The organism is Companilactobacillus zhongbaensis, from assembly GCF_003946515.1.
Classification (GTDB): domain Bacteria; phylum Bacillota; class Bacilli; order Lactobacillales; family Lactobacillaceae; genus Companilactobacillus; species Companilactobacillus zhongbaensis.
The window spans coordinates 45,021-62,291 of the sequence record NZ_RHOM01000015.1 but is presented as its reverse complement, the minus strand read 5'-3'; the positions used below and the strand labels follow the sequence as shown (position 1 = coordinate 62,291).

14 protein-coding genes are annotated in these 17,271 nt (G+C 38.7%); 2 read left to right on the top strand and 12 right to left on the bottom strand.

The genetic code is table 11. From position 1 onward, the window contains the following. Positions 1 to 166: 166 nt before the first annotated feature. Entirely contained in the window at positions 167 to 1,423 is a 1,257-nt protein-coding gene (locus tag EKM69_RS07715) for an ABC transporter substrate-binding protein (protein WP_225423865.1), read from the bottom strand. Positions 1,424 to 1,524: 101 nt separating this feature from the next. Here EKM69_RS07715 and EKM69_RS07710 point away from each other — a divergent pair, with 101 nt between their 5' ends. Both EKM69_RS07710 and EKM69_RS07705 read left to right on the top strand, forming a co-directional pair. Next, the gene (locus EKM69_RS07710) at positions 1,525 to 2,586 is read left to right on the top strand and encodes an ABC transporter ATP-binding protein (RefSeq protein ID WP_225423864.1); all 1,062 of its coding nucleotides are present in this window, start codon (positions 1,525 to 1,527) and stop codon (positions 2,584 to 2,586) included. Then, positions 2,576 to 3,022, top strand: a complete 447-nt coding sequence (locus EKM69_RS07705) for a GNAT family N-acetyltransferase (RefSeq protein ID WP_125709815.1) — start codon at positions 2,576 to 2,578, stop codon at positions 3,020 to 3,022. Before EKM69_RS07710 ends, EKM69_RS07705 begins: the two co-directional genes overlap by 11 nt. 103 nt (positions 3,023 to 3,125) lie before the next feature. On the opposite strand, the gene EKM69_RS07700 is transcribed toward EKM69_RS07705, so the two are convergent. The 11 genes from EKM69_RS07700 to EKM69_RS07650 form a co-directional block, all read right to left on the bottom strand. Further along, on the bottom strand, positions 3,126 to 4,808 hold the full coding sequence (locus EKM69_RS07700; RefSeq protein WP_125709813.1) for a DUF4091 domain-containing protein: 1,683 nt from the start codon (positions 4,806 to 4,808) through the stop codon (positions 3,126 to 3,128). A gap of 451 nt (positions 4,809 to 5,259) precedes the next feature. Then, entirely contained in the window at positions 5,260 to 7,203 is a 1,944-nt protein-coding gene (locus EKM69_RS07695) for a M13 family metallopeptidase (RefSeq protein WP_125709811.1), read from the bottom strand. A 111-nt stretch (positions 7,204 to 7,314) separates the two neighbouring features. Further along, entirely contained in the window at positions 7,315 to 7,779 is a 465-nt protein-coding gene (locus EKM69_RS07690; protein WP_125709809.1) for a universal stress protein, read from the bottom strand. A gap of 15 nt (positions 7,780 to 7,794) precedes the next feature. Continuing rightward, positions 7,795 to 9,015 carry a carboxylate--amine ligase gene (locus EKM69_RS07685; RefSeq protein ID WP_125709826.1) on the bottom strand — a complete coding sequence of 407 codons (1,221 nt, stop codon included), beginning with the start codon at positions 9,013 to 9,015 and terminating at the stop codon, positions 7,795 to 7,797. A gap of 448 nt (positions 9,016 to 9,463) precedes the next feature. Then, complete coding sequence (locus EKM69_RS07680) at positions 9,464 to 9,709, bottom strand: hypothetical protein (RefSeq protein WP_125709807.1); 246 nt, start codon at positions 9,707 to 9,709, stop codon at positions 9,464 to 9,466. 98 nt (positions 9,710 to 9,807) lie between these two features. Next, a complete protein-coding gene (locus EKM69_RS07675; protein ID WP_125709805.1) occupies positions 9,808 to 10,659 on the bottom strand; it encodes a DegV family protein in 852 nt (283 codons plus the stop codon). A gap of 17 nt (positions 10,660 to 10,676) precedes the next feature. After that, a complete protein-coding gene (locus tag EKM69_RS07670; protein ID WP_125709803.1) occupies positions 10,677 to 11,189 on the bottom strand; it encodes a DUF1836 domain-containing protein in 513 nt (170 codons plus the stop codon). Between the two features lie 678 nt (positions 11,190 to 11,867). Continuing rightward, positions 11,868 to 12,698: an aldo/keto reductase gene (locus EKM69_RS07665; protein ID WP_125709801.1), complete on the bottom strand. Its 831-nt coding sequence runs from the start codon at positions 12,696 to 12,698 to the stop codon at positions 11,868 to 11,870. Between the two features lie 797 nt (positions 12,699 to 13,495). Then, on the bottom strand, positions 13,496 to 15,403 hold the full coding sequence (gene asnB, locus EKM69_RS07660) for an asparagine synthase (glutamine-hydrolyzing) (RefSeq protein ID WP_125709798.1): 1,908 nt from the start codon (positions 15,401 to 15,403) through the stop codon (positions 13,496 to 13,498). A gap of 12 nt (positions 15,404 to 15,415) precedes the next feature. Then, positions 15,416 to 16,507, bottom strand: a complete 1,092-nt coding sequence (locus EKM69_RS07655) for a metallophosphoesterase family protein (protein WP_225423863.1) — start codon at positions 16,505 to 16,507, stop codon at positions 15,416 to 15,418. 185 nt (positions 16,508 to 16,692) lie between these two features. Further along, complete coding sequence (locus EKM69_RS07650) at positions 16,693 to 17,217, bottom strand: GNAT family N-acetyltransferase (RefSeq protein WP_125709794.1); 525 nt, start codon at positions 17,215 to 17,217, stop codon at positions 16,693 to 16,695. Positions 17,218 to 17,271: the final 54 nt, after the last annotated feature.

Sequence of the window (17,271 nt, the reverse complement as noted above, 5' to 3'; positions counted from 1 at the left end):
CGTCAAAGAAGGGATCTACTATTTTAATCATGTAGATAGATCAGAAACAATAAATGGCCATACCCCTGCGGAATACAGGAGAATGGCCATTTAAGAAGTATTCAATTTTTATATTATTTCAAATGTCAACTTGACAGGGACCAGCGCAATACCGTGTTTTCTAAATTTAGTCTTTGTTAATTTTGTTGATTTCTTTGTAAAGCTGATCAGTTGCTTTTTCAGGACTTAGCTTTTGACGAGCAACTTTGTTTACGGTATTGAAAATAGCACTACTGATCTTTCCGTAATTGTCCGGTACTCCATTAGGGAATGGCATTGCAACAATTTTGTTGGATTCAACTAAGATATCACCGTTTTTAATAGTCTTGTCGTCAACTAATTGTTGTAAGACACTAGTTCTTGTTGGAATATTATTTAATTCCTTGTTCAATTGTTTTTGAACTTTAGCAGATGAATACCACTTAACGAACTTAGCTGCTGCTTTCTTATTCTTCGAAAACTTAGAAATACCTACTGCTTCGGTATAAGCAATCGTTTTTGGAGCAGATCCATCATTAGATGGAATTGTCAGTGGTTCAATTTGACCGACCACTTTGGAAACTTTCTTATTGTTTGAGCTGACTGTGAATGATGATGGTCCGATCAACATTGCACCTTTACCTTGATTCAAGCCATTGAAAGTATCCATGCCGTCTGTCGATACACTATCAGGATCAATATATCCGGACTTAACTGCATTATCAATATACTTGAATGTATCTAAGGCACTCTTTTTATTCAAACTATTATTTTTATTGAAAATAACGCCATTTCTTAAATAAGCGTATGTCAAAAATGAAGTAGTTGTTTTTTCTTCAGCTCTCAACGGGAACTGAAGTGGATATTTCACAACATTTTTATCCTTGAGTGCCTTCATGTCGTTATCCATATCATCCCAACTAGTTGGCATCTCATTAACACCTGCATCGGCAAGCATTTTCTTATTCGCATACAAAATACGAACATCATTAGAATAAGGCATTGCATAGTAATTGCCATCGATTTTAAAAGTCGAAAGCGATGGAATATCTTTGGCATCGTCTTTGCTTACATCAACCTTAGCCAACCAGTTAGCTTTTTCAAATTCACCGACCCATGACCAGTCAACTTCAAAAACATCTGCTGGAGCTTGTTTACCATTTGATGCGATTGAAACCTTGCTCTTAATATCATCCCACGAAGTAGGTTGAACATTGACCTTTACGCCTGATTCCTTTTCAAATTGATTGAGCATCTTTTGCGTTGGTGCTCCCCAGTCTGGAATCATTACTGAAATTTCATTGCTAGAACTACTATCGTTTTTACTGCTGTTCTTGGAACAACCAACTAGTAGTGTCGCAAAAAGTAGTCCCACGATCCCCATCCTAAGTAATCGTTTCACCATTTTCATTTCCCCCTATTATTAAATAATTCCCCTTTTTTCATACCACATTGTATTTTATCATATAATATTGTTAGATTAATGTAAGCGCTAGAAAACATTTAATGAAAAAGGATAGGCAAAGTATGACCGATATCGAACTTAAAAATATTTCAAAATCATATGATAATAAAAACTACATTTTTAAAGACTTCAATTTAAAAATAGATTCTGGAGAATTCATTGGCTTAGTTGGTCCCTCTGGATGTGGCAAAACTACCTTACTTCGGATTATTTCCGGCCTTGAAAACATCAACGACGGATCGATTTTATTCGGGGGCAAAGACGTTAACACGATCGATCCTAAAGATCGGGATATTTCCATGGTCTTTCAAAACTATGCCTTATACCCTCACATGACGGTTTATAAAAATATCGGAATTCATTTGATCTTAGAAAAATTGCCTAAAAAAGAAATTGATGAACGAGTTCATAAAGTGGCTACACTATTTGGAATCAACGAATTGTTATCCAGATACCCTCGAGAACTATCTGGTGGCCAGATGCAACGTGTTGCCTTAGCTCGAGCTATGATCAGAGAACCAGAAATATTTTTGATGGATGAACCACTTTCCAACTTGGATGCCAAATTAAGAAATCAAGCAAGAGCAGAAATTATGAAGCTATATTTGAAGCTGAAAAAGACTTTCGTTTACGTTACTCACGATCAAAAAGAAGCAATGAGCATGTCTACTAAAGTCGTCTTGATGAATGAAGGACAAATCATGCAAATGGGGAAACCTGAAGAGCTTTACGAAGATCCCCAAAATATCTTTACTGCCAGTTTTATCGGCAATGTCCAAATGAATTTTTTTGATTCTAAAGAGCATCTCGACTTTATTAAAGAGTATCTCGATCCAACTGTTGAAGGCAACGTTACCGTGGGAATTCGTCCCGAGGATATCAAGTTGACGACTGGTAACGACTGGGAGGTTGAACTGGTTGAAAACTTGGGGAGTGAAAAAATCTTAACTTTGTTCGATCCGAAGTATCAAGTCCGGATGAGCGTTCAAGCATCCAAAAAGAGTTCACTACAAAATGGTCAGTCGACCGGTCTAGAATTCCCAACTGATCGACTATATTACTTCGATTCAGAAACTGAAAAGAGAATTAATCATGCAAACTAATTTGAAGTTTATTTGGACTAGCGACCTAAATAGTCAAGAATATCGTGACTTAAAAAAACTGCGGATTGCCGTTTTTGTAACTGAACTCCACGGAGATATGCCAACCGAAATTCACGATGAAGATAAATGCAAATACTTAACCGTCTATGAACAGGACCAATGTATCTCTGGCGCCAGGTTACTACAGTTAAATCCTGAAACTGTTCGTATTCAAAGAGTCGTCGTCAAACACAATTATCGCAATAACGGTATCGGTCATAAATTACTATCCGAGTTGGAAAGCGCCTGCCTAAATACTGACTGCAAAAAAATTGAAATTGCTGCCAGATATACCGCCAGTGATTTTTATCAAGCCTTGGGTTATCAACCAGAGGGCGATACTTTTATTCGCAGTGGTGTACCTCATCAATTACTGTTTAAAAATACTATTAACTAGCTGATTGCCTAATTTCAATTAGGCTTTTTTTTCGCTGTAATTTTCAAATGGCGTCAAACTAAAAAAGATCATCTTCCTTTTAGTAAGGAAAATGATCATAAATTTATTTCATTTTTGCAGCTAATTCACGTTTAACTTGTGACACCAAATTATAGTCATTACGGTAATTAATATTGATAGTATCATCTTGCTTATTGTAGCTGACATCATCAACATTTCCTGTTAACTCTTGCAAAATATCAAGAACAGCCGGACGGCCAAGTTTTTCTTCACACTGTTTATAGAAATCGAAATCTTGAATTCCATAAATCAGTTGTTTAAATCTTAAACTGTATTCCGGTCTGCCATCTCTGCCTGGATAAACAAAGAACATATCTCCTGCCGACCATTTCCAGTTTTTATAAGTGATATCTTCAGAAGGATCATTGACCCATAGGCAATAATTCCAACGTAAAAATCCTTTCATGTTGAACAAATAAGTCAACGGTCCTACCAAGCGAGATTCCATCAATGGACTCCGTACGAATTGATTCAAGTTCTTAGGGAAACAACAAGTATACCAAGTTAGTTGTGGCAATGACCTCGTCACGATTGAATCAGCATCGTGGATGTTATCGCAAAGGATTGAACTTATTAATGAATAATTTTCCAATGTTTTATTTTGTTCTTTTAATACACGGTCGTGTAAGATGGCAAATTTAAATTCAATTGGCAATTCACTACAACTTTGTAAAAATGCTTGATACTCTTCAGTGATTTTCAAATCACTCGGTTCATCAGCCATTATTAAAACTTTATCCCAAACACCCAAATTTTGGAGATGCTTAAATAGCAGTATTAAATATTTTTTTAATTGTGATTGGCTATTTATAAAATCAAAATGATGTTCATCAAGATTATAAAAGCGCACTCTCAAAGGATCACGATAATCGGACAGTGGATTCCCGAAATCTCTAGCTGACCAATTTCCTAGTAAACCAAAGAGATCGATTTCATCAGCCATTTGATACTTTTCAGCCAGTTCCAAATATCTATCTAGATTGGAAAAATCACATTCTAATGTTCCATCTTTTTGTGATACTTTAACGATGTTGTATTCATAAAGACTGCTTGGATTGTCTTCCTCAGCAAAGCAACCTTGACCTGCCCATGGATAATCAGTAACTACTAGATCACAAACTTTTTGATTGGCTTCTTTGAGTGGTTCTAAGTAATTTTCAATTATTTGAAAATGTTCATCCGACCAGAGTGGTACTTGGTAATATCTCGATAAACTAGTTAAATGCTGCCATAGATCTAAATAAAAGCTGTTACCTTGGGAAACTTCAACCGGCGATATTTCAATGTTTTGAACAATTTCTTGCTCTAATTTTTCAGGTTCGTAATTGGCATTTAAAAATTGTTTAACGGATAATCGATGAACTCCTGAAGTCGCATACTTCAAATCGATCCAGAGTAGATGAGTCCCTCTCTTTAGCAATTTAGCCGTTTGATGACTGATCAAGTCTCGTTTCGAGATATCATCATCATCAGTGACCAATTCTTCAAATTGAATTTTTCCATAAGAATAATCACCTTGTAAATCTATTCGACATCTTTCAATTAATCCCTGATATGGTAACGATTCATCGTCGTTTAAATTAATCCAAGTATCTTTCTCCAAAGTAATACTTACTTGTAAGCCTAATGATTCACCTTTCAATGCGAATACATCTAGTGATTTAGCAGTGTCTACTGGACGATACCCCTCTTGTCTGATCAATGGTGAGACAAATGACAATTTCATAAAAACATTCCCCCTTATTGTTCATCAGTTTCTACCGATGAGTTGATTTGGCATATTCACCCCTGGATATGCTTTATATTTTTATTCTATCATCAAAATATTTGTTTTTGATTTTTTGTTGGGAATGAAAAAGACAAATACCATTTTTGTCAGATGTTTTTTTCTGATGGTATTTGTCTTTCTTTGTTTTTTATGGAGTTATTGATTGTTGCATGGGGTGATTTGTACTGGAGCTTTGTTGTTTGGGAGCCAAACGGTTATTGTTTTATACAACCCCCCCCCTTTAGTTTGGTTATCAAACGTTGCCCCATTTATAGCGGAAACGAGCTCCGGGAGATAGCGGCCTCCGGTTAACACAGGTGGTCGCGGTACGGCTTTGCCACACCTCTGTGCGACCACCCGCGTTAATCCTCAGCAGCTGACCATCTCTCTCCGCTCTTTTTTTTTGTTTTTACCAAATATTAACTCGTTTATCTTCATCCAACCACATTCCATCATCAGGTGTGATGTTGAACTCTGTATAAAATTCGTCCATGTTTTGTGCCATGACGTTGGCTCTTAATGGGCCTGGTGAGTGTACGTCAGTCTTTAATAGTAGTTCGTTGAATTCTTTGGTTGCTTTTAGGCGCCATACTCTAGCCCAGTTGATGAAGAATTCTCTTAGGTTTTCGTCTTTTTCGGTTTTGGCCGCTTCTAGAGCACATCTTAAACCGCCGACGTCGGCTACGTTTTCACTGACTACTAGCTTACCGTTTACCTTGCCTCCGTTGTATGGGATGCCGTCGAATTCTTTGATCATCTTTTGTGTTAGTTCTTTGAACTTGGCATAGTCTTCGTCGGTCCACCAATTGTTCATGTTTCCGAACTCATCGAATTGAGCACCGTTGTTGTCAAAAGCGTGGGAAATTTCATGCGCGATAACCGCTCCGATACCACCGTAGTTTTGACTGCTTGTTTGATCCAAACTGTAAAATGGTGCTTGTAAAATAGCTGCTGGGAAAGTGATATCGTTTCTTGATGGGTCGTAACAAGCATTGACCATATGACCTGGCATGAGCCATTTTTCACGGTTGACTGGACGATGGTAGCTGTCTAGTTCGTCTTGACGACGGATCCGTCTGAAGTTGATCACGTTGTCGTATAATGACGCTGTCTCTTCCACTTCATACTTGGAATACAGTTCATCGATCTTATCAGGATAACCGACTTTGATCTTGATCGTTTCCAACTTAACAATAGCCTTTTTCTTAGTATCTTCACCGAGCCAAGTGTTGTCGTTGATCCGTTGTTCATAGATTGAGATCATCTTCTTGACCATATTGGCAACGTCATCTTTGGCAGCCTGTCCAAAGTATTTCTTACCGTAATAAGTACCAACTACTTGAGAAAAAATATTGGCTGCCTTGTGATAGGCATATTTGGTTCTATTTTGAAGCTCTTGAGCACCGCTCAAAGCTAGTGAGTATTCACCGATGGTTTGACGGAACTCTTCATCTAAGTTAGATGCGTTATCAGTTAAGTATGTGACTAACATCCATTCTTTAATGTTTTCAAAGTTTTCAGCATTGACCAACTTGTTCAAGTTATCCAAATAACGTGGTTCTTCAATGATGACTTTTTCCGGAGTAGCATCGATCAAATCGACTACTTGCTTCTTCAAGTCTAAGACATTAGATTTTGTAACGTATTCATTGAATTCCATTGGGTTGTAGATCTTAGTATAATCAGCCCATTCTTCCTGGCTCTTGACGATCGGTACTAGCAATTTATCGAAAGCTAAGGCTTTTTTGACGATAGCTTGGGCTTTTTCTAGGTCGTAGCCGATCATGGAAAGCAATTTAACTGAGACTTCGCTGAATTTCTTCAATAAAGTTTGGCCTGATTCGTTGTCGTCGTCATAGTATGACTTGTCCGGCAAGATCAAACTTGCTCCTTCGATGTAGACGACATTTGTTGAAGTATCTTTCATGTCAGCATCGATCGATACGTCGATCGGCAATGGGAAATTGTCGGCTGAAAGTGGAGCTAATTGCTCACTCAAATCGTTGATATCCTTAAGATCAGTAATCCGTTGGATATCTTTTAGGATTGGTTGTTGATGAAATTTATCTAGGTGTTCAACGTTGTTAGCCAAACGATATAGTTTGACTGCTTGGAATAACAAGTCATCGTTGACTTTATCTTCGTCGTTAGCAAACTCATGAAAATCCTTCATTAAGGTTTTTTCAACGCCCTCATCGAGATCCATGAATCCACCGGTTCTAGGCTTATCAGAAGGGATCACTGCCTTTTCTTGCCAGGCTCCGTTGACTGCTAAGTATAGATTATCTTTTTCATTAGCTGGTTTAGCATCGACCATGTCGCCTGCGCCACCAACTATCTTGCTTGTAAACATGCCTTCACCACCAAATATAAGTTAAATTATGATTGTTAATTGAGTACTACTATAACACTAAAAGGAGGTTGGGACTTAGTCCCAGCCTCCCAGCTTGGTTAATTTGTTGATTTATCTAATAACACTGACTGAAACCTTAGAATCGTTAACGATCCGTGCTGCTTGAGAACCGATAGTATTACGGTTACGGTTCTTTTCTTCAACACCAACGATCACTAAGTCTGGTTGGAATTTAGGAATTACTTGTTCAACGATCACGTGACCAGGGTTACCTTCTGTGACCATCAAATGAAGATCTTGAACACCATAAGTCTTGGCTTTCTCCCCGTATGCTTCGAGGAGTTCCTTGATTTGGTTACGGCGCTCTGCAAGTGTGTCTTTATCCAATGATTGGAAAATGTTCAAGTCACCTGTCTCCAAAACAGATACGATACCTAATTTGGCATTGTAGTGCTTAGCTAGAGAACAAGCGTAGTTGAAAGCATTCTTGGAAGAAACGAAGTCATCTGAATCTACACAGATCAAGATGCGATCATATTCAATTTTCTTAACTTGATAATCCTTTAATTCGTCCATTTGTACAGCCCCCTATTATTCGAAATCTCGTCCTTTGTTGACCTCAAAATATTTGTCGAAACGCTTTACATAGTTGTGGAACATGTAAGTTAGTAACAACCAGCGTTTGAAGGAACGATCTTTATCATAGAAAACGGTTGTGCCAATTCTGTCTTGCTTGATCAGCTCTTCAGCGTAGTGGCTAGCTTCATTATCAGCCGCATACTTACGGAACACCTTAACTGGAACTCCAAGCCAAAGCTTGTGTTGAGCTTTATTCTTGTTTGCGTAAACAGTTGGCTCATTTTCTAAGCTATTTTCAATATAATCTTCTACGACATATTTAGCAAGATTGTAGCCATTCAATGTTACGAAAAAGCTGCTCCGTCCTTGACGTAAGTTGATTTCGAAGAACTTGAAAGTTTGATCACGAGAATCATACTTCATATCAAAGTTAGCATAGCCGGTAAATTTGATGTCTTCGAGGAATTTTTGCACGACGTCATAAACGTCTTGGTTAAACTCAGGCACGATAGCCACATAGTTACCGATTGCTTGCGGAGTTGGGTCCTCCAAAATTGGATGACCTAAGCACATCATTTTAACGTGATGTTCTTGGTCCACGTAAGCATTCAAAACACGCATATTTGAATCGTCACCAGGGATAAAGTCTTGTAAGATCAAGTCAGAAGTGTAGCCATTGTCAAAAATCTTACCAACGATATCTTTGAATTCTTCGTCTGAATGGATCGTGAAGGCTTTTTTACGACCTTCAAAATGAATATCGAGCCATTCAACACTATTAGCAGGCTTCAAAGCTACTGGATAGTCGTAAGGATTCTTGATATCTTCTTTATCTTCATACATCGCCCTAGTAATGATAGTAGTCAAAGGATGTGGCAATTTGTGTTCGTCAGCGACCTTATAAAAACTTTCCTTGTTGTTCAATGATTTTAAGAGATCATAGTCAACGTATGGGCAAATGAATGTCTTTGATAATTCTTCTTTATGTTTACTAATTAATTCGGCGTAGCCATCACCACAACCGATCAAAATTACTGGTTCATCATGTTTGTCATATTTTTTAGCGATCTGGCGCATCTTTTCAATAAAAACGGGATCTTCAGAAAATCCAGAAAAGAGAGTAAGATCAAGTATTTTAGTAAAACGTGTTGGGGCTAATTGTGCTTCGGCATATGCTTGTACTTTGTCGCCATATAGATCATGGAACGCACGAGCCATTCCGTACACGTTCATATCACTACCTAAGAGTACCGGTGTGAATTTTTTTCCTGATTTAGTTTCGATAGGTATCAACCTCTCACTCTAATTCGATTATTTTTAATTTTTTACAATCATTGTTGATTATACCATATTTGTCGGGATGGTTATTTCTTCGGTTAATCGACTCAATATGATATCAATAATTCTATAGTAATTCAAATTTGTGTTTTGAGTGGTGGTTGGGGGGAAACTTAATAATATGTTAGTAAGTTGTTTGGTGGTTGTAATTTTGGTGGTGGTTCACTGCCGACTCCGGGGGCCGGGGATACAGCCGCTGGAACGCTGCCGGCTGCATCGATTGAAGCTATCCGGGGAGTTCACCCGGACATCTCCAATACGAGCCTTTCACTAGGCAATAAATTGCCAAGTGAAATTTGGCGGCTGAGGGCTGTATCCCCGGCCCCCTCCGTCTAGATAGTCATTAACCTTCTTTTTTAGGGGGGGAAAGTAGGTGCTGAATTTTTTTGTTGCAGAAATTTGGTGTTTTTGGTGCTTTTCTTTCTTTTTGATGTTTCGCAGGACTTCGCTCTGCGAATTTGGTTTTATTTTTTATTGCTGCTTTGTACCTCTCTTTGTTTTTTCTCGGCACCTCTGTTTGATTGTTCGTTTGCGCGTGGATCGGGTGCTTTGCACCCTTCACGCTTATTCTTTTTTGTTGTAAGAGCATGGAAAAAAAACACCTTATCGTTATTTGTTACTTGATAAGGTGTCTTATTTGTTTTTCTTCATTTACTAATTTGCTTCTTTTTCTGATTATTTTTTAGTTTACAGGAGACAAGTTGCTACCCCTACTAGTCCTGGGCCTGTGTGTACTCCTAGGGCTGGGCCTACTATGCCGAAGAATTCTTTTTTGCCGTGGATGCCGTTTTCTTCTAGTTTTGCTAGTAGGTTTCCGCCAACTTTTTCGTCGTTTCCGTGACTTACTCCTATTAGGTAGTCTTTATGATCACCTATGAATTCTTGGATTTTTTCACGCATGATTTTTTGACCTTTTTTCATTCCTCTGGCTTTGGCTATTGAGGTGTAGATTCCTTCTTCGTTGCAGGTTATTACTGGTGCTAGTTTTAGCATTCCTCCTACTACTGAGGAGACTAGGCCGATTCTGCCCCCTGCTCTTAGGTAGGTTAAGGTTGGGATGCAGAAGTAGGTTACTGTGTTGGCGCAGATTTTTTCTACTTGTTTTACTATTTGTTCGAAATTGTCTTCGGTGTCAACTAGGTCTTTGGCTGCTACAGCTATTAGGCCGGCTCCGATGGCTACTTGTTTGGTGTCGAAGGCATGATAGGTGAAGCGGTCGTCTTGTTCTAGGAAGGTGTTTAAGAAGTTGTACGTTCCTGATAGGTTTGAGGAGATCGAGATGGAGATTATTTTGTTGTAGCCTGCTGCGTAGGCTTCATCTAAGGTTCTTTGGATCGAATCTCCTGTTGGTAGTGATGTTTTTGGTATTTCTTGTTCTAGGTTGTCATAAACTTGCTTTGAAGTTATGTTTACACGATCTAGATAGCTTTTTTCTTTGTAGTTGATCTGCATTGGTAGTTCATAAATGCCGTCTTTTTTTAAGTATTCTTCAGGTAGATCACAGCATGAATCTACTAGGATTGCTATTTTATTAGTCATTTTGGTCGCCTTTCATTTTAGTCGTTATTTCCAATCGTTAGAATCTTTCTGGTCATTAATTTCGTTGCAAAGGTCCGTGTGACTAAGTCGATCACCAGACTACTTAATAGTTCGGTGTCTTCAGGGACTGGCACCTTGTTGGTGCTCAGGTTTTGTAAGGCAGCTTCTTGTTTGTCGCAAAAAGTATTGTATGCGGATTCGACGCTTTTTAGGGCGATGGTTTCCGATTCGATGCCTCGCTTGATTTCGTCCATCGACATGACTTGTTTTAAAAAAGTTATTACGATCAAGTAAGCTAGCTGTTCTCTGTGGTAGCGCTTTTTGATCGGTGCTGGCATCATTCCGTTTTTTACGTAGTTGTTGACCATGGATTGGGTTACTATTGGTGCTTCCCCGATCCATACTGGTTTTACGTATTGTTCTACTAGGGTGATGAGCTGGTCTTTGTATAGCGCTAGGTCTGGGAGGTTGTTCCACCTTGGTAGGGTGTAGTTGGCTGTTTGTTTTAGCCATGTTTGTAGTTCGTTCATTGCTTTTTGATTCCTTCTGGTTTTTTGTTTTTTGTTGGTATTTGGTTATTATAACTTAGTTATCTAGTTTTTTTAAACTAGATGTTGTGGTTATGGTTATTTGTTAGTGGGATGGTGGTGGTAGTTTGGGGGGTGGTTCACTGCCGACTCCGGGGGCCGGGATACAGCCGCTGGAACGCACCTGACACGATTTTGAGCTACCCGAGAAAACCACTCGGGCATCTCAAAACTCGGTCTTTCACTAGGCAATAAATTGCCAAGTGAAATTTAGGTGCTGAGGGCTGTATCCCCGGGCCCCTCCGTCTAGATGGTGCAACAATCTCCTCTTTTTTTTGATTGGGACCGAGTTTTTTTGTGCAAGTTGGCATTTTTTGCGCGTCCTAGTTTTTGTGGTCTATCTCAATTTCTACCTTGGTTTGTAAGATTAAAAGCCAGTTCAAGACCCTGTTCATTTTTTTACTCTGTTAACATTCTTCTTTCTTTCATTTTCTCTTTTTTCTTCTCTTTTGCTTGCGTGCTCGATTCTCTCGCACTCTCGCCTTATTTTGTGGTTCTTTTTTTACTTCTGTGGTTTTGTGTTTTTCGGTTTTGCCATGGTGGGGTCCTTTTTTTCACCCCCATTCTACAAAAAAAGTGCAACTGGACAATGTCACATTGTACCAATTGCACTTTTCTTTTCTAGAATTCTTGGTAATAACTTGGATCTTGGTCTTTTAATCTTCCATCTTTTGAACTTAAAGAGTTGATTGTTGCCATGTCTTCGTCTTTGATGGTGAAGTCGAAGATGTCTATGTTTCCTTTTTGACGGCTTGGTGTTGATGATTTTGGTATTGGGAGTGTTCCTAGTTGTACTTCCCATCTTAAGATCAATTGGCCGACGTTTTTGTTGTATTTGGCTGCTATTTTTTTCAAGGTTTCATTTTGTAGCATTTCGCTAGCTCGACCGATTGGGCTCCAGGCTTGTGTTAGGATGCCGTGATCTTGGTCGTATTTTCTTTGTTCTTCTTGGTTGAAGTATGGATGTAGTTCTACTTGGTTGATCACTGGGACTACGCCAGTTTCTTTTTCTAGTCTATCTAAGTGTTCTGGTAGGAAGTTTGATACTCCAATCGAACGAATCAGTCCGAATTTTTGCGCATCGATCAAGGCTTGCCATGCTTCTACGTAATGATCTTCTTTTGGGTTTGGCCAGTGGATCAAACATAGATCGTAATAGTCCAGGTGTGCCCGATATAGTGATTCTTGGATCGTATCGATGGCTTCGTGGTAGTCATGATGTCTGCCTGGTAGTTTTGATGAAATGATCAATTCTGAACGAGGTACTGACGAACGTTGAACAGCTTCGCCGACTGCACCTTCGTTTTCATAATTAAAAGCAGTATCAAGCAAACGATATCCTTGATCGATTGCCGAATCGATCACTGAAACACCGTGAGCGCCATTCAATTTATAAGTACCAAAGCCAACCTTTGGCAACTTAAGTCCATCTCGCAAAGTATAAGTCTCCATGAAAATCCTCCTCTAACATCATTTAAGATTAGGATATCACTAACCCTCAAAAAATAACCAGTCATCCCTTTTCAAAAAAGTGACAAAAAATCTAGATCCTTTCCACCTAAAAAAATGGGATAATTCATTTCATTACAAATTCATCAAATAATTTAAATAGAATCCAACAACAAAAATCAGTAACAAAAAAACAAAGTGAAAATAAACAGCATAATCTATAAACATTTGTTAGAACCACGCGAGGGTGCGGTACTTAGGCACACGAGCCCAGAAGCGAAGGCAAGAGATCAAAAATAATATCCCAACTTATCCGACCAGAAAACAAAGAAAAGATTGCAAAAATAAGGTACGTCAGGAAACAAAATAAGCGGAGCTTTAGTCCCGCGCACCGAGAAGCTGCTCAGTAATCAAACAGAACAAATCTTGCGCATAAAACTAGGAAGCACCTATTTCCCAATTAAAAAAAAGAAGATTTCTACTATTCAGACGGAGGGGCCCGGGAATACACACCTCAGTAGGGAGATTTCACTTGGCAATTTATTGCCTAGTGAAAGACCGAGTTTTGAGATGTCCGGGTGAACTTCCCGGATAGCTCAAAATCGTGTCCCCTACGTTCCAGTGTCTGTATTCCCGGGCCCCGGAGTCGACATTGAACCTCCCAAACAAGCTACTACCTCTATCCCAACAACCACCTAAAATCACAAGCGCCTATCAAAGCAAAACGCCTCTGTCTGCGTTTCTCTCTCACCTCAAGTACAAAAAAAGCCTCCACTATCTCTAGTGAAAGCTTATCAAATCTATTGATTACTATATGCAACTTTAACTTGTGGATCGATGTCAGGCTTAGCACCATCATTGATAAAGTAAACTTTATACCAGATCAAGAATGTATAAATTGTCCAGATCTTACGACGATCATCGTTTTCACCTTTATAAAATCCGTCGAGCATCTTCAAGATCATATCTTGATCAAAGAACTCTCCAGCAAAGTCTTCGCTGAATAGCTCGTGCATTTCGTTATAAACTTTTTCAGTGTGGATCCAGTCACGAATTGGTACTGGGAAACCTAATTTTTCACGTTTTGCCCATGCTTTAGGCAATGCTCTTTCAGCTGCCACACGTAATGCATACTTACTATCCTTGCTGTTCAATAAGTACTTCGTAGGAATTGTTTCTGCTAATTCTGCTACCTTCTTGTCTAAGAATGGCACACGCAATTCCATTGAGTTTGCCATACTCATCCGGTCAGCCTTCAAGATAATATCGTTAGCCATGAATTGATGAAGGTCTAAGTATTGCATCTTCTTCACTTCGTCTTGGTAGTCTGCTACTTTGCGGTAACTGCGCATAACGATTTCTTTAACTGAACGTGATTTTTCAAAGTCCGGTTTAACGACTTTGGCTGCTTCTTGTTCACTGAAGACTTTTGCTTGGCCGATGAAGAATTCTTCAGCCTTAGCTGTTGACTCGTATAAGTGGAGTCTTCCAGGAAAGTTAGGAAGCTTCTTTAATCCGTGGGCTAACTTGTAACGCACACCCTTTGGCAATTTCTTCAATTCTTCAGCTACTACTCGAACTGTCTTCGAGTGTGAGTGGTAGCCGTAATTTGCGTAGCCTGCGAACAATTCATCGGCACCTTCACCGGAAAGGATTACCGTAACGTCGCGACTAGCTAGTTTTGTTAAGAAATAAAGTGGCACACATGAAGGATTGGAATCTGGTTCATCCATGTAATATTGGATCAATGGGATCGACTTCATAGCTTCATCAGCTGTAACGATTCCACGAGTGTTTTCCAAGCCTAAGTTAGCTGCTAATTCTTTAGCGGCTGATCCTTCTTCATAAGTGCTTGTATCAAAATCGATCGAGTAAGTGTGTTGTGGTTTCAAGATGGCTGTAACGTAACTTGAGTCCACTCCACTGGATAGTAATGATCCAACAGGAACATCACTAATAGCATGGGCCTTAACAGACTCACGTAAAGCTTCATCGATTTTTTTGACAGTATTTTCTAAGCTGTCTTGTTTTTCTTTGAAGTCAACATCCCAATATTTCTTGATCTGCAACTTGCCCTTGTGGAACTTGAAGTAGTGTCCTTCTGGGATGCGGAAAACATTCTTGAAAAATGTTTCATTTAGAGCTGAATATTGGAAAGTCAAATAAGGTTTCAAAGCTTGTTTGTTTAGTTCCTTAACAAAGTTAGGATGCTTCAAAAATGACTTGATCTCTGAACCAAAGATGAATGTTCCGTTCTTATTATAGTAATAAAGTGGCTTGATACCGAAAAAGTCTCTGGCACCTGTAATGTCCCCTGTTTCGAGGTCATAAATTACGAAAGCAAACATTCCGCGAATTCTCTTAAGTAATTCTTCAATTCCCCACTCTTCAAAACCGTGCAACAATACTTCTGTGTCTGTTTCGGTAGTAAAAGTATGACCCTTTTGGATCAATTCTTCTCTAATACCTTGGTAGTTATAAATTTCTCCGTTAAAAATTACCGCTTTTGATTTATCTTCGTTATAAATAGGTTGCATACCACTGTTGATATCAATGATACTTAACCGACGAAATCCTAGCGCTGTATCCTCATTAACTAATTCCCCTGAACTATTAGGTCCACGATGTTTGATCGTGTCCATCATAGCCTCTATAACTGGCTTTTTGTCAGCAATTTTATTGTCTACAAAACCGACGATACCGCACATATTTAATTCTCCTTAAATTTCAAAACTTACGAATCTAGTTGCTGCACCATATCCAAATATTTGTAGCAGCATTTTATCGGGATTGATATTAATGAAATAACCTGCTAATTCAGAAATTTCATTGTATCGACGATCCCATTTTTTATTGTAATCTGTCGTTAGGCCATGCTTTTTACCCATCAAGGCCGAACAATTTAATATTATATGATTAATTCCGCTTACTGTGTAGTACTTTTCATAATGCATGTGTCCACAAATATAATTGGAGACAGTCGAAATGCCAGTGTCAGTGAAGTTGTATCTAACATTAACTCCAAAATCGCCCGACAATTCATTTTTTAATAGTCCTGATTCTTTGTTGTTAAAACTAGTAAAAATCTTCTGGATCAAGTCACCATTGAAGTTCAAAGCTGAACGACCGCTTTGGCTGATCAAGTTGGCGTGACCGAATACAACGACGTGCTTGTCGACGGTCTTCTCCAAAATCGTGATCAGATCTTCGATTTGTTGCTCACGGATACCTCTGACTTTTTTGAAGTCATACTTCTTGGTCCCGCCATTTAGGATATAGGGAATATCGCTCGTATTCAAGAAAATAACTCGGATATCGCCCTTATCGATCCAAGCAACTTTAGATCCTAAGCTCAGACGCTTGATCTCAGGCTGTTCAAAGTCAGGTTTCGTTACTAAATTATAGTAGTCATCACGTCTGAATGAGGCTGAAGTAATGAACTTATGCTCATCATACTTGTCATTTTCATCGTGGTTTCCTTCTAAAACGTAAAAAGGACGTTGACTATTTTGATAGTTTTCCATCGTGAATTGTAACAATCCGCGACTGATTTCTGGCTTATCGCTTCCATCGATCAAATCACCCAAATGAATATTGTAATCCACTGGCAGTGAATCGCAAGCCTTGTTTGCTTCAATGATGTGTCGAACACCGTTGAGACCATAATATGATGAACTAGCGACGGCCTTTTCATGCGTGTCAGTCAAAACCGATAACGTTAGACAGTTTGGCGTCACATGAGGTTCAACATTCTTTCTGAAAACTTGGCCGATATATTCAGTAAAAAATGGTCTCGGCTTTAATTTTCTCAAAAAATTGTCTGTTTGAGAAGAGATAAATTCCGAAGGCCTTGGTTTTAAAAATTTTTTAGTAAGAAATTTGATTTTCACGATTTTTATTCTCCTAATTGACTAAATCTTATCATGTTTTGGACTTAGACAAACAAAAAAACCATCAGAAATAGATGGTTTTTAATAAAAAATATTATATTTTCATTTTAATGCAAGAGAAGTTGATAAGCTTTTCTAACGCCTTCGTCTTCTTCCATGCTGATCTCGCCCTTTTCAACGAATCCGTTAGTAGTAATAACGTGTTGCATAACTAAGTTTTCAGGATGTGTGTCAATTCTGACATCTGAATAACCTAGTTGATAAGAAATAGTCAATAATTGACGAATTAAAGCAGCTGATAAATGTTGGCCTTGATGCCCTGGTTCAACAGCGATTCGATGAATTACTGAATACTCCTTATTTGATTCTGCATCCCATTTTCCATTAACTAACTTTTCGTAGTTAGGTTCGATTCCTTGTTGCAAAGCTGCCGTTCCGACAACTTCTCCGTCCAATAACATTACATAATTAATTCCATCGTTTAAATCTTGTTTTAAGATTGCTTCATCAGGATAGCCTGTTTGCCATTGGTCGACGCCACGATCTCTAAGTGTTTTTTTCGCACCAGAAATAATGTCCAATACTTTTGGTAAATCTTCACTTCTAGCTTGACGTAGATAAACGTTACTCATCTTACGACCTCCATAATCTAAAATTACTCATTCCGATATTTAAACAAAAAGGAC